Origin of the sequence: Bacillus sp. FSL M8-0077, from assembly GCF_038050255.1 — a bacterium.
Classification (GTDB): Bacteria; Bacillota; Bacilli; order Bacillales; family Bacillaceae; genus Bacillus; species Bacillus altitudinis.
Map to the genome: position 1 here is coordinate 2,799,326 of NZ_JBBPAF010000001.1, position 18,663 is coordinate 2,817,988.

Sequence of the window (18,663 nt, forward strand, 5' to 3'; positions counted from 1 at the left end):
CAGATTCTATCAAATTTTAAAAATGAAAACATTGTGAACAAGCGTGTTTTAAGCTTGCAATGTGTTTTCTTCCTTTCATTACCAGTCTTATCGTATTTTTTCATGAAAAAACCGCCGGGCTGGGGACTGACCCCCGTTTTTGAGACAGGGATCAAAACACCTTTATGAAACAGCCAGTTGCCGAAACTCTTTTGGTGACTGGTTGTTTAATTTCAATTGAATTCGGATATTGTTATAGTAATCAATATACTCCCTGACTGTTTTTTCTACAATGGCTGTTGTAGTGTTTGTCAGGTGGTGGAGATAGAATCCTTCTGATTTTAAACTGGAGTGGAAGGATTCGATGGGGGCATTATCAGCGGGCATTCCCTTACGGGACATGCTCATGGTAATGCTTTTTTCCTTTATCTCCTTTTGATAAGCATAAGAAGTGTAGACCGAACCTTGATCACTATGAAGTACGCAGCCTTTAGGCAGTGCCTGTAGCTGATTCAATGTATCTAGAACAAGCGAAACATCCTGTTTATCACCAATCGTATAAGCCACAATCTCACTTGTATATAAATCTTTTATGCTAGATAGATAAAGTATTTTTTGACCAAATGGCAAATACGTTATATCTGTCACCAGTTTTTCAAGTGGCTTAGTCGCAGTAAAATCCTGTTTTAAGTGATTTTCTGCAATATAATAAGGTTGACCAGTCTGTTTACGCTTTTTTACTTTCACACGACACTGTAAACCGTAGGTTTGCATAATACGTTGTACGGTCTTATGGTTCATTTTCATTTCTTTTCGCAGTAGAGCCGTTATTTTACGATAACCATACGTATATTGGTGTGCCTCACAAAGAGACGATATGAGGTCGATTAACACTTGCTGTTTTGGCTGGAGATCTTGTTTTTTCCAACGATAAAATGTTGATCTTGCGACCTCAAACATCTGACAGAATGTACTTACACTTACTGTGTCTTTTACCGTATCGTAAATCGACACGAACGCTTCTTTTTTCACTTCCTTTCCCATTCCATGTACTTTTTTAATAGGTCAATTTGTTGTTTTAGAAAACGATTTTCTGTTTTTAACTTTTCGTTCTCATCTTGATATTCAGGTCCTTTACCATATGAATACTGTTTGCCTACCGGCTGTCTTAAACGATGAATGTCTCCAGATTTATACCATTTCATCCATGTTTTAAGTTGGGTCACATTCCGAATATTTAATTCCTCCAACACTTTTTTAACTGGTACTCCCGCCAATCGCATTTCAATTGCCTTCATCTTCACTTCAAATGGATAACTAACTCTTGAACCCATAGAAAAACACCTCCAAATTGTTTTCAGGTATTCTATACCCGATTTTCAACTTAAAGGTGTTTTTATCTGTCTCACTTTATGGGGTCAGTCCCCTGTCATCCGGCGGCTTTTCTATTTATGATTACGCGTGAATGTTGACAAGTGGTCTTAACGCATCTAACCATTTTTCGAATTGTGGAATGTCCATTTGCTGCGCTGAATCAGATAGGGCAACAGATGGATCTGGATGCACTTCTGCCATCACACCGTCTGCTCCAATCGCAAGAGCTGCTTTAGCCGTTGGAAGGAGTAGATCTCTACGTCCTGTTGAGTGTGTCACGTCAACAAAGACTGGTAAATGTGTCTCTTGTTTCAAGATTGGCACAGCCGAGATATCTAGTGTATTTCTTGTGGCTGTTTCGTATGTGCGGATGCCTCGCTCGCAAAGGATGATTTGGTCATTTCCTTGTGCGATGATGTATTCAGCTGCATTGATGAATTCTGAAATTGTTGCTGCTAGACCGCGTTTTAAAAGAACTGGTTTGTTCACAGATCCAGCTTCTTTTAAAAGTTCGAAGTTTTGCATGTTACGTGCTCCAATTTGGATGACATCGATATGCTCAATTGCTTCTTCAATATGAGCAGGGTTCACGATTTCACTAATAACAGCAAGACCGTATTCATCTGCTACACGTTTTAGAATTTTTAGACCGTCTACGCCAAGTCCTTGGAAGTCATATGGACTTGTGCGAGGCTTAAATGCACCGCCACGAAGAAGTTTTAGTCCTTGCTGTTTCGCTGCTGCCGCAACTTCTGCGACTTGCTCGTAGCTTTCAACGGCACATGGTCCAACGATGAAACGTTGTTTTCCGTCACCGATTGCTTCCCCATTGATATTCACAATTGTATTTTCAGGTTTTTTCTTACGAGAAACAAGAAGTGCTTTGCTGTGGTCATCTTCTTGAAGCTCTAAACCTGCTTTAAAAATTTCTTTGAAAATATGCTGAATCGTTGAATTTTCAAATGGGCCATCATTTTCTTCAAGAATTTGATTAAGCATTGTGCGCTCTCTGACAGGGTCATAACGGTTGACACCTTGCGCTTCTTTTGCCTTACCAATTTCTTTTACAATGTTTCCTCTTTCATTGATCAGTTTTAAGATTTGAAGATTTAGTTCATCTGCTTGCTGTCTCAATTGTTCCAATTCATTGTTGCTCATTTTTGTCATCCTTTCCTCTGCCCGCTCTCGCTTTTTATTTTGATCTCTTATAATAGGGTTTATTATAAACAAAGATTTCGGAATTGTCACGAAAAAATTCTTTATTACCCAAACGCTTTTAAGCGATAAAGTATTATGTGTAAGATTATAGCATACTTTTGATGCAAGTAAACCTTTTTTATAAAAAAACGTCAGCAATCGCTGACGTTTTTCTACATGTTATGTTCAAGCGCTTCTTTTGTAATGCTTGAGTGAGAAGCATGCCACTTTACTTTGCCACCACTAAAGATGAGTGCCTGCGGGCTTTCGTGCTTGATCCCTGACTTTTCAGTCACATAGGATGAAAGCTCTCTTGTGTTTTGAATTTGCAAGAAATAAGCAGGAACATCCTCGTGTTCTGACGCAAACGCTTCAAACTCTTGAAAAGCCGCTTGGCTGATAGGACATGTCAAACTGTGCTTAAAAAAGACAAAGGTTCCGTCTTGATTCGTTAGTTGATTAAACTGTTCTTCTGTTTCAATGAGTTGTTTTGACATGATGTGCTCCTTCCACACTTAAACAGTGAGTTAGCCTTTAGTAGATTGTTCTACTTTTTCTTTGACATCATTAATGCCTTCTTCAATGTCTGATTTTGCTTCTTGTGCTCTCACTTTTGCTTCGTCTGCTACATCTGCAGCTTCATCTGCTATATTTGCTGCAGCATCTTCTGCTTCGCTTTTTACTTGTTTAGCTTTTCCAGCTGTACGATCTTTTATGTCTTTTACTTTGTCTAAAATCTGGTTTGACTGCTCTGCTACGAGCTGAGACAATTCAGATGTTTTGTCTTTCGCAATCGTCACATATTCAGTGCCTTTTTCCTTTGCATCTGTTGTGAGACGATCTGTTTTTTCTTTTAGGGCATTCGCTTGGGTATTCAAATCATCGCGAAGCTCTTTCCCTGACTTTGGTGCTAAAAATAATGCCGTTGTTGCACCGATAATGCCACCGATAAGTGTTCCGATCAAAAAGTCTTTGCTATTGATTCCGTCTTTGCTCATGATTATTCCTCCTATGCGAAAATGGTTGGTTATTGTTGTTTACGCTGTTTCCATTTTTTATAGATTTCAAGTGCTGCGTTACTCCAGCTTACCACATCCGTGACTTTCTCCTGATTTCGTTCAACGGATGAAGAAACCGCACCAGCTGCCTGCTTTATGCTTGTATTAAATTGGTTGATCGAGCCACCAATTCCCTGCACCGCATCCACAACTGTGTTAAGTTTTGCCGATTTGTCTTGAATGTCTTCAGCAAGCTGATTGGTCTTATGTAGCAACTGTGCTGTCTCTGTGGTGATGCCTTGCATCTGTCCTTCAAGACCTTCTAAAGTTGATGCGACATTCTTTAATGTCAACTGTAAGGATTTCAATGTTTTGGACAAGTAGATGACAAGAATGAGGAAAGCGATTGCGATGAGTGCAACGCTTAAATAAAGAATAATAATCATCTGATACCTCCTTTGCTGCGGGCATATTCAATTCAATACCCTCTCGTTGTATCATTCAAACATCGCCTAGAATGACCGATTGAATAATAATTCTACACTTATTCGCCAATTCCTGTCCACAGCGAACGAAAAAAAGCGGCACATCTTGTCACATTTAGCCCCTTTGTCACATTTTATTCAAAATAAAAAAGCACCGATTGAATCGGCACTTTTTGACAGGCAATTATACTGCGACTTTCTCATAAGCACGAAGATACTTTTGAATATCTCCTGCTCCCATAAAGACCAAGATCGCATTTTCATGTACTTTCAGCACAGATGTCTCTTCTTCTTCAATCAATTGGGCTTGCGGAATTTTTTCCCGCAAATCTTCAATGCTTAGTTTCCCAATGTTTTCACGAGCTGAGCCGAAAATATCACAGAGGTATACATAGTCTGCTTTTTTCAGACTGTCCGCAAATTCACTTAAAAATTGCTGTGTACGAGTGAAAGTGTGCGGCTGAAAGACTGCTACAATATCACGGTCTGGATACTTCTGGCGGGCTGCTTCGATCGTGACTTCAATTTCAGTCGGATGGTGCGCATAGTCGTCAATTAAGACTTGTTCACCGACTACTTTTTCATTAAAGCGTCGTTTCACACCACCAAATGTCGTTAAAGCACCTTTGATGAGCTCTACATCAATGGCCTCATAGTGGCATAATGCAATGACCGCTAATGAGTTAAGGACATTGTGGTTTCCGTATGCAGGAATGTAGAAGGTATCATAAAACGTATTACGTACAAATACATCAAATGTCGTGCCTTCTGTGTTTTTCACAACATTTCGTGCTTGGAAATCATTTTCTTCATTGAATCCGTAGTACACAACAGGTACTTTTGCTTGGATCTTGAGAAGATGCTCGTCATCACCGCAAGCGATGATGGCTTTTTTCACTTGAAGTGCCATGTTTTGAAACGCATCAAACACGTCATTAATATCAGTGAAATAATCAGGGTGATCAAAATCAATATTGGTCATGATCGCATAGTCTGGATGGTAGCTGAGGAAATGTCTGCGATATTCGCACGCTTCAAATACAAAATACTCGCTGTTTTCTTTCCCCATTCCAGATCCATCACCGATTAAGTAAGAAGTTGGTTTTGCCGCTTGCATCACATGTGCAAGCAGACCTGTTGTCGATGTTTTACCATGAGCACCCGTAATTGCAACGTTTGTGAATGAATCCATGTATTCTCCAAGAAATTTATGATAACGAATGACAGGAATCCCTTCAGAAAGAGCACGCTCAATCTCAGGGTGTGTATCTGGGAATGCATTTCCTGCAATGACCGTCATCCCTGGCTGAATATTATCTGGGTCAAATGGAAGAATTTTAATATTTCGTTCTTCTAATGCTTTCTGTGTAAAGATATGTTTTTCGATATCCGATCCTTGGACAGTATACCCAGTATCATGAAGAATTTGGGCCAGTGGACTCATACCTGTCCCTTTTATTCCAACAAAATGATAAACAGTCATAATTGTACCTCCAACAAACGTCTATCTGACTTACAGTATATGACGCTCATTTCAATTTGCAACTTGTGATTTTTGTCTCTAGCTGATCACAAATCGCAGCTCCAAATAAAGATTTTTTTCCGATCTTCCTATTCTAATCAATATTAACTATGATTAGTATCCGACAACTTTCCCATTTCTAACACCTGCTTTCGCTCATTTTCGTTAAAAAGCGTTCAGACAGGCATGCGAAAAGCGTCCAATTCAAAAATTGCACCTATGTGCTATCATACCATGTTTATCAAAAAAATGAAGTGGTTTGTTTAGATCAATTGTTCTAAGTCACTCAGTGTCATGAGGACCTCTCTTGGCTTACTGCCTTTTGCCCCAGAGATCATTCCTTCACGTTCCATCATATCAATTAATCTTGCTGCTCGATTGTAGCCAATTCTAAATCTTCTTTGCAAACTGGATGTACTTGCACTATTTTGCTCGATGGCGAATCTGCATGCGTCCATAAACAATTCATCTTCGTCTGTAATGGCAGAGCCTTGGAGCATCAATTCTTCCTGTTCAAAAAGGAACACAGGTTTGCGCTGTTTTCTCACATGCGCTACCACTTCATCAATCTCTCGATCTGATACAAAGTTCCCTTGCAGCCTTGTCGGTTTGCCAGAGCCATTTTCTAAGAACAGCATGTCTCCTTTTCCAAGAAGCTTTTCAGCACCTGCCATATCAATAATGGTTCTTGAATCCACTTGGCTTGAAACAGAGAATGCAATTCTTGTTGGGATGTTTGCTTTAATGAGGCCTGTAATGACATCAACAGAAGGTCTTTGCGTCGCAATGAGTAAGTGAATACCGCATGCTCTTGCTTTTTGGGCAATTCGGCAAATGCTTTCTTCGACTTCATTTGGTGCGACCATCATTAAATCAGCCAGCTCATCAATGACAACGACGAGATATGGCAGTTTTTCACCCATTTGTTTTTCTTTCACCAGTTCGTTAAATCGTTTGATTTCTCTCACACCAGAGTGTGCAAACAGTTCATAGCGTCTTTCCATTTCATCTACTACCCATTTCAAAGCAGCTGTTGCTGTCTTGGCATCAGTAATAACTGGGCTCACAAGATGCGGAATGTGATTATACGGCGCCAGTTCGACCATTTTAGGGTCGATTAACAGCATTTTCACTTCATCAGGTGAGGCTTTAAACATGAGGCTCACAAGAATGGTATTAATACAGACACTTTTCCCTGAACCTGTTGCTCCGGCAATTAAGCCGTGTGGCATTTTTTGCAAATCAACCACAACGGGCTGACCGGAAATATCCAATCCGAGTGCCGCCGTTAATGGAGATAGATTGTCTCTGAAGGCACTGCTTCTGATCATTTCTCTCAAGAAAACCATTTTACTGTGAAGGTTCGGCACTTCGATTCCAATCGTGTTCTTCCCAGGAATCGGCGCTTCAATGCGAATATCTTTTGCAGACAAACTGAGTTTGATATCATCTGACAGATTTGTAATTTTGTTCACTTTCACGCCTGGTTCAGGATGTACTTCAAATCTTGTAACAGAAGGACCTTGCGTCACATGAACGACACTTGCTCTGACATTGAAATTTTTCAGTGTGGCATTAAGCAGTTCAGCCCGTTCTTTCACCCATGTTCCATCCTCTTCCCTTTGTGCTGGCGGAATGTCTAGAAGGGCTAGACTTGGAAAAACATACCCTTGTGCATCTGTCGTTTTGTTCTGTCCTTGCACGCGCTGATCACTTTTTAACATCATGACGTTAAAAGGAACGGTGGAGGTTTGACCGTTTGAGCGCTTTGGCTGTGGAGAAGACGGTTTTGGTTCTTCCTGTTTTGGTTCTTCCTGTTTTGGTTCTTCCTGTTTTGGTTCTTCCTGTTTTGGTTCTTCATGATTCGGTGCTACTCGTTTTACTTTAGGCGTTTCCTCAGGTGTTTCCTGAAACTGCTCTGTGGCGATCTCTGCTTGTCCAGGTTCAGCGAATCCTTCTGATACTGGCATGACTTCATCATCTACCATCTCTTCTTTCGGCAGAGAATCATTATCTTGCGAATCCTGTATAATCACCGATTCTGCTTGTTCAAATGCTACCGCTGACACGTCTGCTTGACTTTCTTCTATCCATGCAGCCTCTGCTCTTTCCTCCATAGCCTCTATGTTCTTCTCTTCCAGCACCGCAGTTTCTTCTACTGGGCTTTCTACCTCCATGTCGAGTGCTGGTGATGCGCTTTCAGCTGTTTCAAATGTAAAGCTCTCTTTTTTCTCAGCATCATCTTCAAGCGGAATCATCGGCTCTTCTTGTTCAACGGTGACTGCCTGTTCTTGCTCCATCTCTAGAAGCTCTTTAGAAGTTTCAGCTTGCTCCATATGTAAGAATGCTTCCGGATCGTCTTCGGTCTGTGACAAAGCTTGATCGTGATCCTCTGTCTCACTGAAAGGCTCGTCATATAAACGTTCCATCGTTGATTGAACGTGATCTTGATAAGCGAGTTCCTCTTGCAAAGTAAGCGGCGTCGTGACAGGTTGCTTCTCTACTTGTTCTTCTGTTTGGGCTGACATCATGTCTTCCATACGTTGTTCTTTTCGTATAGACGGGATGTTCATTTGCTGTCTTACATTCCGTTCACGCTCTGCTTCTTCTGATAACAGTGTGACACGCTGTGACGTTTCTTCTGCCGATTTCATTTTGACAGAAGATGTGTCTTCTTTGGCTGCCGCATGTTTTGGACGCATATCCTGGTGGTAGCCATAGATGGGTGAAGGAATTTGCTCTGGTTTAAAAGGCTTTTTATTGAGATCAGGCTGCACCGTTTGTTTTGGCTGATAGGTCGTCTGCTTTGCCTTTGGCTGACTTGGCCGCGTGCGCCTTCTTTCTTGTTGCTTTGTTGCCTCACGTGCAGGTTCATCTGGAACGAGAGGAAAGCGGAAATTGCCTTTTGGATATTCATAATACACTTTCGTATCTTCAACTTTTTTATATTCTTTATGCTGTTCAACAGCTGGCTGCTTTGGTGCAATCGGACCTGTTTCAGGCCTCTCAGCTTTTTCTTCTTTTTTTTCTTCTCCTAAAAATACACTAAAAAATTTATCTAACCAACTCATCATTTATCACTCACTTTAACTCCCCTTACGTTTTCTTGGGCGATTTTTAGTATACCATTGCTTTTTCATGCAGAAAAGCGAGAAAAGTGCTACGCTTTGCTGTTCATGCTGTCTGTAGATGAAAAAAAGTCACTAAGTACGTACTTAGTGACTTTTGGTATAACACATTCTTCGCTCATTTGTACCCGTTTATGGGAGGTTACGCTTCAAATGGTTCGCCAGCTTGGCGGCTTCCTTCTAGAACAAGGATTCCTTTTTCAGCAGGCGCATTCGGAAGATCTAATTCTTTTGCAGAACAAATCATTCCGCTTGAAGGAACACCTCTTAGTTCAGCATCTTTGATCACCAAACCGCTCGGCATCACAGCACCGACCTTTGCAACCACAACATATTGACCTTGATCAACGTTTGGTGCACCGCACACGATTTGTAAGGTTTCATCGCCAACATCTACTTGGCAAATGTTCAGTTTATCTGCATTTGGATGTTTTTCTTTTTCCTTCACATAACCGACCACAAACTTAGGTGATAGATCAACTGTTAATGTTTCACTGACACCGTTGCGGTTCAAAATTTCATTGATATCTTGAACAAGTGTTTCAGAAAGCGGTACAGATCCGTTGTCTTCAATTTTCATGTAAGTAGATGCATTGAAAATATTAAAACCTGTTGTTTCTTTTGTGTCTTGATTGAAGATTCTTACGACGTCTCCAAACGTTTCATGACCTACTTCTTCTCTTGTGACATCTTTCAATGAAATAAGGAGTGTGTCGCCGACACCTTCTGCATTATAAAAAACGTTCATTCTTCAAAATTCCCTTCTACTGCTGTTTTGGTCTGCTTTTTGCAAGAATAAAGATCGGTTCAAGCTTGCCTTCGTCATATAAAAATGACAAGGCCGTAATCGGAACCGTGCCGCTGGCGAAGAAGCTCATCGACATTTGCCCTAAAATATCATAGCCTGATTCATTGCGTACATCTGCAATGATGAACACATCTTGATGGGGAACGGAAATAGCCATTTGCCCCTCTACTTTTTGCGCGTATTCTTGTAAAATCGATTCATTTAATATTCTGCTTGCATCGTACCCGTCGTTTGCACGGAAGAAATAAAAACGGTTGCCCGCCACTTCATCCATTTTCACGACAGTCTTTAGTGAACGGACGTTAAAACTTGCGGTTTCTCTGATTCGTTCTTTTGTCCAGTTTTCCTTTTGCAGCATCTTCTCGTCAATTAATCTGTAGGTGCTTCCAAGGTCAAGTGCATAGTAGATTCTTGTCTCTGCTGTATGCTCATCAAAAACGAGCGGAATCTCATCACTTGATGTTTCTGGAAAGGACGTTGAACGAATGACCGGATAAATGTGCTTCTCTTTACCTGAGATGTGCTGCGCTTCACCTTTCATAGCGCTGAGCGCCTCTTTCACATAATAAACGATCTCATCCAGTGTTTCATCAGGCTTTACTTCCCACTTTGCAATAATCGGTGGGAGCTCAAGCGTGATACCCTTTTCTGTATGTTTATCTTCCACACGAAGCGTATCTTTTTCCCTGTCAAACTGGTGGGTCCAGCTGTCGTTCGTCAGACGGCTTTTCAATTGATTGGCAAGCTGTCTTGATGTCATTTTCGCCATGATAAGACCCTCCTTTCGTTATTTAGAAAGAGAATCTGTTAAAAATGCTTCAATCTCTTCCTTTGTCTTACGATCTTTGCTGACAAAACGGTTGATCTCTTGTCCGTTTTTAAAGACTAAAAAGCTTGGAATTCCGTAAATTTCCCACTCTGCACAAGTATCGATGAACTGATCTCTATCCACATAGAAGTATTCAAATTCTGGATAGTTTGCTTCAAGCTCTGGCAAAAACGGCTCAATAAATGTGCAGTCCGGGCACCAGTCAGCTGAAAATAGTAATACGGTTAAGTCTTCTTGAATCACTTTTTGTAATTCTTCGTTTGATTCAATTTTTTTCATGTTTGATTCCTCCAGTTTGTATACTTAAATCTCCGAATTGTATATAGCCTTTCTTTCTCATCCATTCTGATACTACCAAACTAATCACTGCCGGGCCAACGATATGCAAAAGAGCAATTGCGAGGAAAACGGATGGATGAAATCCCATGACTGTGAGTGTCATGAGCTGGCCGACAAGACCGCTCGTTCCCATACCCGCTCCTGCCGCATTATTGACCATCCCAAAGCCAATAATACCAATTGGCGCAAGAATCAGTCCTGCAATCGTCGGCGGAATGAGAATGAGCGGATTTTTCACAATGTTCGGCAGCTGTAGTTTTGATGTTCCAATGCCTACCGCAGCAAGACCGCCAAAACGATTTTCTCTAAATCCGGCAGCAGCAAAGCCGACCATTTGCGCGCAGCAGCCAATCGTTGCCGCACCAGCAGCAAGACCGCTTAAATCAAGCATCAGCGCAAGCGCAGCACTTGAAATCGGTGAACTAAGAGCAAGTCCAACAATGGTTGCAACCAGCATGCCCATGATGAGTGGACTTTGGTCAGTCCCCCATACGATCAGCCTGCCGAGCCCTGTCATCACCGCCTGAATCCCAGGGCCAATGAAAGCAGCGGTGAGAAAACCTGTGATAATAGTCACAAGCGGCGTTAAAATAATATCAATTCTTGTCTCGCCACTGATCAGTTTGCCTAGTTCCACACCAATGAGAGCAGCCACGAAGCTTCCAGCAGGTCCCCCAAGCTCTGCTCCAGCGGCACCTGAAACAACACTTGCGAAAATAATTAATGGAGATGCGTTTAAGCGATAAGCAACCGCTACGCCAATTGCTGGTCCCATCAGCCCCATAGCGAGCGTTCCCATTTCCACGATGAGAGGAAATGATAACAGGCCGCCTGCTGTTTTTAAAATCAGCCCTACCACTAATGTAGCAAATAGACCTAAAGCCATATAAGAGAGTGCATCAATAAAATACACCTTTGGCGAAAGGGAAATACCCTTTCTTTTTAAATAAGTCATCAACGTCGTCTTCCTGCTTTCTCATAGGAAAGACGAAGAGGCCTGTCCTTCCCATTATATGTAGTCTTCTTACGATGAAAAATAGTCTCTACCATGAATATCATAATCATATTTTTTTTGCTTTATCAAGCACTTCTTGTGTAACATGAAAAGAAACAGGGCAAACCTTTACTAAGTTTGTGCACAAGGAGGAGATTGTTATGCAATTAACGGTTTATTTAGCTGGAGAAATTCATAGCCAGTGGCGCGATGAAATTAAGGAAAAAAGCCAGTCTTTGAAACTACCAGTGACGTTTGTTGGTCCAATGGAGAATCATGACCGATCAGATAACGTCGGAGAAGATATTTTAGGCGGGCAGCCAAATGCCATCTTGAAAGACGATGCGGCTTCTGATTTGAACAATTTCCGCACCGAACTATTATTAAATAAGGCAGACGTTGTCATCGCCCGCTTTGGTGAGAAATATAAACAGTGGAACACGGCAATGGATGCTTCTTCTGCCATCGCCAAAGGAAAACCCCTTATTTTGATTCGTCCTAAAGAATTACATCATCCCCTAAAGGAACTATCAAACAAAGCAAATATCACTGTCGAAACAGTGAATCAAGCAATTAAGGCGTTGTCATACGTGTTTGAACAGGAATAAGAAAAAGGCTGTGCTCTTAATGAGGCAGCCTTTTTCTTATCGTTTACACTTGTTGATAAATCGAATCCACCGTGCTTTGATCGCAATTTTTCACAAGACGAACAATTAATTCTTTTGCCGCTGCATAATCATCCACATGCAAGACAGAGTGACTTGTATGAATGTAACGCGCACATACACCAATAACAGCAGACGGTACACCTTGATTTGAGATATGGACACGTCCAGCATCCGTACCGCCTGGCGATACGAAATATTGATATGGAATATTGTTTGTTTCGGCTGTATCGAGGACAAATTCTCTCATGCCTCGGTGCGTAATCATCGTGCGATCATAAATACGAAGAAGTGCACCTTTTCCAAGCTGGCCAAATTGTGATTTGTCTCCCGTCACATCATTTGCGGGACTCGCATCTAGAGCAAAGAACAGATCAGGCTGAATCATATTCGCAGCTACCTCAGCCCCTCTGAGCCCTACTTCCTCTTGGACGGTTGCGCCTGAATATAGCTGACATGAAAGAGCTTCGTCTTTTAATTCTTTCAATAATTCAATGGCAAGTCCGCACCCATAGCGGTTATCCCAAGCTTTGGCTAAAATCTTTTTTGGATTGGCCATTGGGGTAAAGACCGTTGCAGGAACGATTTGCTGCCCTGGGCGAACACCAAGCTCTTTTGCTTCTTCTTCACTGTCTGCACCAATATCAATCAGCATATCTGACGGTTTTACTGGTTTGCTTTTTTGTTCTGGTGTCAGAAGGTGAGGAGGTGTGCTCGATACAACGCCCGGAATTGGCCCGTGATCCGTATGAACATCCACACGCTGCGCAAGCATCACTTGACTCCACCAGCCGCCAAGTGTTTGAAAACGAATCATTCCATTTTTCGTAATGGATGACACCATAAAGCCGACTTCATCCATATGACCAGCCACCATAATCTTCGGCGCGTTCTCTGGGCCTTTGCGGACACCAAACACTCCGCCAAGACGATCCTGTATGAGTTCATCGGAATATTTCTCAAGTTCCTTTTTCATAAAAGCACGCACATGGTGCTCATTACCTGGAGTCCCTTGTAGTTCTGTTAAATTTCGGAAAAGCGACATTGTTTCTTCGTTCATTTGACAGTTACCCTCATTTCTATGTAATGACCATATAAATTCCTATAAAAATAACACTTACTTTATACTATAAGAATTCTTTCGGTTTTCCAAGTATCTCTCCAGAAATTTTGAATATGCTTTCAAGTATTCGGATTTCTTAACATCGCTGGACAAGTTTTGTATAATGGAAAAAACAGCAATACGGAGGTGCAGCACGTTGAAGTTAAAACATGTTCTGATTGGTGCGAGTATAGGCGTAGCCGCTGCAATTGTTGCAAAGAAAGTCTTTTTCCCGACGTATATCTCGTCTGAAAAAGCGTTAAAAATTGTGAAATCTGCTTTTAAACAGCGCGGCCCGATTGATGGCTCTTGGATTTATACTGTACCAGAACCGTATACCGTACATGGTGAAACGATTGATGTGTACAAATCTGGCATTACACGCTCCGCCTTTGGCGAGCTTGAACAGTATGAAGTCATGATTGATGCAAAAACAGGCATGATCGTTGATGTCATTGATTCTGTTGCTTAATAAGAAAGCTTCGCAAAGACAAGTCCTTGCGAAGCTTTTTTTAGATGGCTTTGATTTTTTTGTATACAGGGTGCCACATGGCGTCTTGCACAGCTTGAATGAGATCATCAGGGGTTTCTTCCGCAATTCCTTCGTCAATCGCTGCTTGTGCCACACGGACAGCCACTGTCGCTGAAACCGTTCGGAGCTGATCAACACTTGGAAGCATCGCAGCACCCGGTTTTCCGACATTAACCATGCTCGCAATCGCTTCAGCACTCGCAACAAACATGCTGTTTGTCATGAGGCGGGCTTTACACACAATTGTTCCAAGACCAAGCCCTGGAAACACGAGGGCATTATTTGCCTGCCCAATTTCATATGTCACGCCGCCATATTCAACTGGATCAAACGGACTTCCCGTTGTGACAAGCGCACGTCCTTCTGTCCACTCAATGAGATCTTCCGGCTTTGCCTCTGAAAGAGGTGTCGGGTTAGACATCGGTAAAATCGCTGGCCGCTCTACATGTGACGCCATTTCTTTCACTATTTCCTCTGTAAATGCCCCACCTACAGTTGAGGTACCAATTAAAATCGTCGGTTTCGCCTGCTTCACGACCTCTAACAAATCAATCGAATGCTTTGGACCATTACGTGCATAATCCTTCACTTCATCAGAACGCCTTGCATAAGGCTTTTGGAATGGCTGAATGTCGGGTGAATCATCTGTGAGCAATCCCGTTTTATCAATACACCAGAAATGATCATATGATTCCTCTTCTTTGACACCATCTCGCACGATGGCATCGCGAATTTGCTCTGCTATACCAACCCCTGCTGTACCTGCTCCAAAGATCACGATTCGGTGATCTTTCAGCGGAACCTTCGATGCTTTTGCACAAGCCAGAACGGCAGCAAGTGAGACGGCTCCAGTTCCTTGAATATCATCATTAAACGTACAAATACGGTCCTTATATTTTTCCAAAATGGCGCGCGCATTTTTTGTACCGAAGTCTTCCCAGTGAAGAAGTGCATTTGGAAAAGTCGCACGGGCAAGCTCAACATATTGATCAATAAACTGATCATAGCGCTCTCCTCGAACGCGGGAGTGCTGATTTCCTACATAAAGCGGATCATTTAAAAGACTTTCCTGATTGGTCCCAGCATCAAGTACCACTGCCAGCACACGGCTAGGATCAATACCTGCTGCGGCTGTATAAACAGCCAGTTTCCCGACTGAAATGGCGATTCCACCAACACCCCAGTCACCGATGCCTAAAATTCCTTCTGCATCTGTTGCGACAATGAGATCAATTGATTCATCCACTCCGTAAGATGCAAAAATGTCTTCCATTCCTTCTAGGTCATCAATGGATAAATAAATTCCTCTTGGCTTTCTATACTCGTGGCTGTAACGCTGAATCGCTGTTCCTACGGTCGGTGTGTAAACAATCGGTAGCATTTCTGCCAAATGCTCATTTAATAATTTATAAAAGAGCACTTCATTTCTATCATGAAGCGCAGTTAAATAGACATTTTTCCCAAGTGCGTCTGGCTGTGCTTTGAACTGCTCATATGCACGCTTTGCTTGATCTTCTAATGTTAACACCTTCGGCGGCAGAAATCCCTTTAATCCAAGCTCTTCCCGCTCTTCCTTTGTAAATGCGACCCCTTTGTTTAAATAAGGGACAGACATGACTTCCATCCCTCTTAACGGTGTCTCGATGACATCACCATGTACACGATAAAATTGATTCACCTGCACTCTTCCTTTCACAAGTTCATTTTGTCGTTATTTTGTGTGAAAGGCGAAAAAACATACAGATGATCTTTTATCTTCCGGTTTCTCTTTTGACCTCATGGGTCATTGCCCCGTCTTCATCCCACTTTACAGCACGGTAGATGGCATCATGATAAAACAAGTACCATGCATTGTTTTCTTCAGCGAATGCCTGCCATTTTTGCTTCGCTGGGATCGAGGTCATTGGATAATCGTCGTATGCCAAGACCCATAGCGGGTTTTTATGAGCGTGTGTCGGCATGATATCCGCTAAATGAATGGCCGTTTCTCCCTGACTTGTGAGCGATAAGATGCTATGCCCATCGCTATGTCCGCCTGTATGATGCAGGCAAATGCCTTCTATTACTTCGATGCTATCTTCAAATGTCATGACTTGATCGGCAACAGGCTCCCAGTTTTCTTTCCAATATGTATTTCTTGAGCGGATGTTCGGCGCTCTCATTTCGTCCCATTCAATTTTGGACGTGATGATTTTTGCCTGCTGAAAAACAGACACGAGCTCATCGCCTTCACGTTTTGTCAGCCCGCTTGCATGATCAAAATGCAAATGAGTCATTAAGACGTAATCTATATCAGATGGGCGCAAACCGAGAGCCTCAAGTGATTCTTCTATTTTCGTTTCCTCTGTGACGCCATAATTGCGTTTTTGTTTCTCTGTCAGCTTCCCTGACCCGATGCCGGAATCTACTAACAGATGAAGACCGTTCCACCGTATGAGCATTGGATCACACCGTAATTCAATTTGATTTCGATCATTCACAGGGTATTTTTTTGACCATAATGGCTTTGGCACCACGCCAAACATGGCACCGCCATCCATGTGTGTATCTCCCCCATTTAACCAGAACAGTTCCATTTCACCTATTTTTATTGTCTCCATTGCTGTCATCCCTCCTTTTTCTATCGTAGCAAATACAAAGAAAAATCGCATGTACTAATCTTTTCATGAAAAAAAGCTGACCGCAATCGTTCGTTGCAGCCAGCCTGGTTCGCTTATTATTCTGGGAATTTCACTTCTGACCGATAGATCGGTTGCCCCATCGAAGAGAATTTCTCTTCATACTCTGTCATGACATTTCCTTCGAGACCATCCTCATGTAAATCAAGGCTCACATACGTTAAAAGGAGTCCATAAGACGAAAAACTTTTCAAGGAATATTCAAATAGTCCGCGGTTATCCGTTTTGAAATGTAATTCACCGCCTGGACGGAGGATCTGTTCATATCGCTTTAAAAAGGCTTTAAATGTCAACCTCCGTTTTTCATGCCTTGATTTTGGCCACGGATCAGAGAAGTTTAAATACACCCGATCAATCTCATTTTCCGCAAAGACATCTGTCAGTGTCTCTGCGTTGATGTTTAGAAGCTTTACGTTTTCTACATCTGTTTCTTTGATTTTATCGACTGCCGTCACAATGACACTTTTAAATAATTCAATGCCGATATAGTTCATCTCAGGATGAAGCTTGCCCATTCCGGCAATAAAGCTCCCTTTTCCTGTACCGACTTCGATATGGATTGGATGATCATTTCCAAACAGCTCATGCCATTTCCCTTTGTATCGTTCAGGGTTGGCTAAAGCAATATGAGCATTTTCAGCTAAGTAATCATCCGCCCACGGTTTATGTCGCATTCTCAATTTGATACACCTCTATTTTCTTTACATTTTATCAAGATACCATGAAACATAAAGAGCCGCAAGACAGCATCTTATCCGCACATATGAAAAAGACCAGCTGCTATTTGGGCTGGTCTGCTTCATGTATAAAATCAAAGCTGAATGCACAGTTTAACCACATAAATGACACGCCTTGAAAGGAGCATACGTATGGGATTAAACCGCCAACATCAGCTTCAATTAATCAAAGATATTTTAACTGATCACCAGCTGGATTGCTGCGGGACTGTTGCAGAATATGAACAGGTGGGACGCGTGATTCAATTAATGCTGGCAAAAGAAGATTTGGATGCTGACGTTCGTCAGCTACTAACAGATATTTATGATTACAGCCAAAAAGGCACTTCTGTAAGTTCAATTGATGCACATATCGAAGCGCATCAATCGCATCTATCTGACTGGGTCGAGAACATTCCACTGTCTTAATGGATGTTTAACCGTTTTAAGAGTGCATGTAGCTCGGCTTGCACTTCTTTTTGCGCCTTTTCATTTCCTTTTCTTTTATGCCAAACGACAAACGAGACGGTTTCAGCCAGCACATACCATGCCATGCGTTTTCGCAAGTTGTCGGTCAGCGGAGCACCATACATAGAGAGCCAGCTTTCCCAGTTCTCTTCTTCAACATAATGGTATAAGAGCGGTCCAAGATCAATCGCTGGATCTGCAATCATTGCCCCGTCCCAATCAATTAAATAGAGCTGGTTTTCATCTGTCAGCAGCCAATTATTATGGTTGAGGTCACAATGGCATACGACCTTATCCTCGAAATGAACTGCCTCCACATGTTTCTCTAAATACTGGATGGCGCGCGTGATATCATGTGAGTCAATCTGCTCTTTTAAGATCGATGCCTTGAGATGCATCAAGATCGATGCCGGGTCAAGCGAGTGCTTTTCTAATCGTTTCAGCATATCGAGCAGCTCTTTTGATGTATGAATTTTTCTTAGCTGCTCCGCTACAGGACGGTCATTCATGTCCTTTGGTTTCAGCTCTCTGCCGCTCAGCCAGTGCTGCGCAGTAATGACATCCCCATTTTCCATCCGTTTTGTCCAGACAAGCTTCGGCACAATGCCTTCAGCTGACAAAACCGCAAGAAACGGTGACGTATTGCGTTTTAAAAATAGCTTTTGGTCATTGTGTGTTGCGAAGTACGCATCTCCCGTAGCGCCTCCAGCAGGAGAGATGTGCCATTCGCTACCTAATATTTGTCCCAACCAGTTCATATCAATTTTCAACCCATCATTTCTTAAAATATTTTAAATCATGCTTTTTTAGTCGACAAAATTCAGCCGATTGAGATCAATTGGCTGTTTA

19 protein-coding genes are annotated in these 18,663 nt (G+C 42.1%); 3 read left to right on the forward strand and 16 right to left on the reverse strand.

The genetic code is table 11. From position 1 onward, the window contains the following. Nucleotides 1–162 precede the first annotated feature (162 nt). From NST57_RS14480 to NST57_RS14530, 11 genes are all read right to left on the reverse strand, one after another. Nucleotides 163–1,313 (reverse strand): IS3 family transposase gene (locus NST57_RS14480; RefSeq protein ID WP_142155484.1). Its coding sequence is split into 2 segments (ribosomal slippage): nucleotides 163–1,043 and nucleotides 1,043–1,313, totalling 1,152 coding nucleotides; the frame shifts between segments, so codons are not numbered across the junction. Nucleotides 1,314–1,434: 121 nt separating this feature from the next. Then, complete coding sequence (locus tag NST57_RS14485) at nucleotides 1,435–2,511, reverse strand: bifunctional 3-deoxy-7-phosphoheptulonate synthase/chorismate mutase (protein ID WP_017358315.1); 1,077 nt, start codon at nucleotides 2,509–2,511, stop codon at nucleotides 1,435–1,437. A 212-nt stretch (nucleotides 2,512–2,723) separates the two neighbouring features. After that, nucleotides 2,724–3,047 carry a bacillithiol system redox-active protein YtxJ gene (gene ytxJ / locus NST57_RS14490; RefSeq protein WP_341298754.1) on the reverse strand — a complete coding sequence of 108 codons (324 nt, stop codon included), beginning with the start codon at nucleotides 3,045–3,047 and terminating at the stop codon, nucleotides 2,724–2,726. Between the two features lie 30 nt (nucleotides 3,048–3,077). Continuing rightward, nucleotides 3,078–3,548 (reverse strand): YtxH domain-containing protein, encoded by a 471-nt coding sequence (locus NST57_RS14495; RefSeq protein WP_341298755.1) that lies wholly within the window; start codon nucleotides 3,546–3,548, stop codon nucleotides 3,078–3,080. Between the two features lie 29 nt (nucleotides 3,549–3,577). Further along, nucleotides 3,578–3,994, reverse strand: a complete 417-nt coding sequence (locus NST57_RS14500) for a DUF948 domain-containing protein (RefSeq protein WP_017367864.1) — start codon at nucleotides 3,992–3,994, stop codon at nucleotides 3,578–3,580. 223 nt (nucleotides 3,995–4,217) lie between these two features. Continuing rightward, nucleotides 4,218–5,516, reverse strand: coding sequence for a UDP-N-acetylmuramate--L-alanine ligase (murC, locus tag NST57_RS14505; protein ID WP_341298756.1), 1,299 nt, complete (start codon nucleotides 5,514–5,516; stop codon nucleotides 4,218–4,220). 302 nt (nucleotides 5,517–5,818) lie between these two features. After that, complete coding sequence (locus NST57_RS14510) at nucleotides 5,819–8,629, reverse strand: DNA translocase FtsK (protein ID WP_341298757.1); 2,811 nt, start codon at nucleotides 8,627–8,629, stop codon at nucleotides 5,819–5,821. A 196-nt stretch (nucleotides 8,630–8,825) separates the two neighbouring features. After that, nucleotides 8,826–9,431, reverse strand: coding sequence for a YtpR family tRNA-binding protein (gene ytpR / locus NST57_RS14515; protein ID WP_142155761.1), 606 nt, complete (start codon nucleotides 9,429–9,431; stop codon nucleotides 8,826–8,828). 16 nt (nucleotides 9,432–9,447) lie between these two features. Further along, complete coding sequence (locus NST57_RS14520) at nucleotides 9,448–10,260, reverse strand: DUF1444 domain-containing protein (protein WP_341298758.1); 813 nt, start codon at nucleotides 10,258–10,260, stop codon at nucleotides 9,448–9,450. A gap of 18 nt (nucleotides 10,261–10,278) precedes the next feature. Next, the gene (locus NST57_RS14525) at nucleotides 10,279–10,599 is read right to left on the reverse strand and encodes a thioredoxin family protein (protein WP_003217665.1); all 321 of its coding nucleotides are present in this window, start codon (nucleotides 10,597–10,599) and stop codon (nucleotides 10,279–10,281) included. Next, the gene (locus tag NST57_RS14530; protein WP_019743715.1) at nucleotides 10,586–11,614 is read right to left on the reverse strand and encodes a PTS transporter subunit IIC; all 1,029 of its coding nucleotides are present in this window, start codon (nucleotides 11,612–11,614) and stop codon (nucleotides 10,586–10,588) included. The genes NST57_RS14525 and NST57_RS14530 overlap by 14 nt, the downstream gene beginning before the upstream one ends. Before the next feature lie 200 nt (nucleotides 11,615–11,814). Here NST57_RS14530 and NST57_RS14535 point away from each other — a divergent pair, with 200 nt between their 5' ends. After that, nucleotides 11,815–12,261 (forward strand): YtoQ family protein, encoded by a 447-nt coding sequence (locus NST57_RS14535; RefSeq protein ID WP_142155764.1) that lies wholly within the window; start codon nucleotides 11,815–11,817, stop codon nucleotides 12,259–12,261. Between the two features lie 43 nt (nucleotides 12,262–12,304). Here NST57_RS14535 and NST57_RS14540 read toward each other — a convergent pair whose 3' ends face one another. Beyond that, a complete protein-coding gene (locus NST57_RS14540) occupies nucleotides 12,305–13,378 on the reverse strand; it encodes a M42 family metallopeptidase (protein WP_017358321.1) in 1,074 nt (357 codons plus the stop codon). A 199-nt stretch (nucleotides 13,379–13,577) separates the two neighbouring features. On the opposite strand from NST57_RS14540, the gene NST57_RS14545 reads away from it, so the two are divergent. Next, complete coding sequence (locus NST57_RS14545; protein WP_142155766.1) at nucleotides 13,578–13,892, forward strand: PepSY domain-containing protein; 315 nt, start codon at nucleotides 13,578–13,580, stop codon at nucleotides 13,890–13,892. A gap of 40 nt (nucleotides 13,893–13,932) precedes the next feature. Here the strand turns inward: NST57_RS14545 and NST57_RS14550 are convergent, their stop codons facing one another. The 3 genes from NST57_RS14550 to trmB all read right to left on the reverse strand — a co-directional run bounded on the left by NST57_RS14550 (nucleotide 13,933) and on the right by trmB (nucleotide 17,310). Then, the gene (locus tag NST57_RS14550) at nucleotides 13,933–15,630 is read right to left on the reverse strand and encodes an oxaloacetate-decarboxylating malate dehydrogenase (protein ID WP_142155767.1); all 1,698 of its coding nucleotides are present in this window, start codon (nucleotides 15,628–15,630) and stop codon (nucleotides 13,933–13,935) included. A gap of 73 nt (nucleotides 15,631–15,703) precedes the next feature. Next, nucleotides 15,704–16,552, reverse strand: a complete 849-nt coding sequence (locus NST57_RS14555) for a YtnP family quorum-quenching lactonase (RefSeq protein ID WP_142155768.1) — start codon at nucleotides 16,550–16,552, stop codon at nucleotides 15,704–15,706. A 116-nt stretch (nucleotides 16,553–16,668) separates the two neighbouring features. Beyond that, complete coding sequence (gene trmB / locus NST57_RS14560; protein ID WP_142155769.1) at nucleotides 16,669–17,310, reverse strand: tRNA (guanosine(46)-N7)-methyltransferase TrmB; 642 nt, start codon at nucleotides 17,308–17,310, stop codon at nucleotides 16,669–16,671. 189 nt (nucleotides 17,311–17,499) lie between these two features. Between trmB and NST57_RS14565 the strand changes: the two genes are divergently transcribed. Continuing rightward, nucleotides 17,500–17,775 carry a YtzH-like family protein gene (locus tag NST57_RS14565; protein WP_024719286.1) on the forward strand — a complete coding sequence of 92 codons (276 nt, stop codon included), beginning with the start codon at nucleotides 17,500–17,502 and terminating at the stop codon, nucleotides 17,773–17,775. Here the strand turns inward: NST57_RS14565 and NST57_RS14570 are convergent. Next, a complete protein-coding gene (locus NST57_RS14570) occupies nucleotides 17,772–18,572 on the reverse strand; it encodes a phosphotransferase family protein (RefSeq protein ID WP_025207816.1) in 801 nt (266 codons plus the stop codon). The genes NST57_RS14565 and NST57_RS14570 overlap by 4 nt on opposite strands. Nucleotides 18,573–18,663: the final 91 nt, after the last annotated feature.

Bases quoted from the DNA above. Each gene is read 5' to 3' on its own strand.
- NST57_RS14485 (WP_017358315.1), bottom strand. From the start codon at position 2,511: ATGAGCAACAATGAATTGGAACAATTGAGACAGCAAGCAGATGAACTA.
- ytxJ (WP_341298754.1), bottom strand. From the start codon at position 3,047: ATGTCAAAACAACTCATTGAAACAGAAGAACAGTTTAATCAACTAACG.
- NST57_RS14495 (WP_341298755.1), bottom strand. From the start codon at position 3,548: ATGAGCAAAGACGGAATCAATAGCAAAGACTTTTTGATCGGAACACTT.
- NST57_RS14500 (WP_017367864.1), bottom strand. From the start codon at position 3,994: ATGATTATTATTCTTTATTTAAGCGTTGCACTCATCGCAATCGCTTTC.
- murC (WP_341298756.1), bottom strand. From the start codon at position 5,516: ATGACTGTTTATCATTTTGTTGGAATAAAAGGGACAGGTATGAGTCCA.
- NST57_RS14510 (WP_341298757.1), bottom strand. From the start codon at position 8,629: ATGATGAGTTGGTTAGATAAATTTTTTAGTGTATTTTTAGGAGAAGAA.
- ytpR (WP_142155761.1), bottom strand. From the start codon at position 9,431: ATGAACGTTTTTTATAATGCAGAAGGTGTCGGCGACACACTCCTTATT.
- NST57_RS14520 (WP_341298758.1), bottom strand. From the start codon at position 10,260: ATGGCGAAAATGACATCAAGACAGCTTGCCAATCAATTGAAAAGCCGT.
- NST57_RS14525 (WP_003217665.1), bottom strand. From the start codon at position 10,599: ATGAAAAAAATTGAATCAAACGAAGAATTACAAAAAGTGATTCAAGAA.
- NST57_RS14530 (WP_019743715.1), bottom strand. From the start codon at position 11,614: ATGACTTATTTAAAAAGAAAGGGTATTTCCCTTTCGCCAAAGGTGTAT.
- NST57_RS14535 (WP_142155764.1), top strand. From the start codon at position 11,815: ATGCAATTAACGGTTTATTTAGCTGGAGAAATTCATAGCCAGTGGCGC.
- NST57_RS14540 (WP_017358321.1), bottom strand. From the start codon at position 13,378: ATGAACGAAGAAACAATGTCGCTTTTCCGAAATTTAACAGAACTACAA.
- NST57_RS14555 (WP_142155768.1), bottom strand. From the start codon at position 16,552: ATGGAGACAATAAAAATAGGTGAAATGGAACTGTTCTGGTTAAATGGG.
- NST57_RS14565 (WP_024719286.1), top strand. From the start codon at position 17,500: ATGGGATTAAACCGCCAACATCAGCTTCAATTAATCAAAGATATTTTA.
- NST57_RS14570 (WP_025207816.1), bottom strand. From the start codon at position 18,572: ATGAACTGGTTGGGACAAATATTAGGTAGCGAATGGCACATCTCTCCT.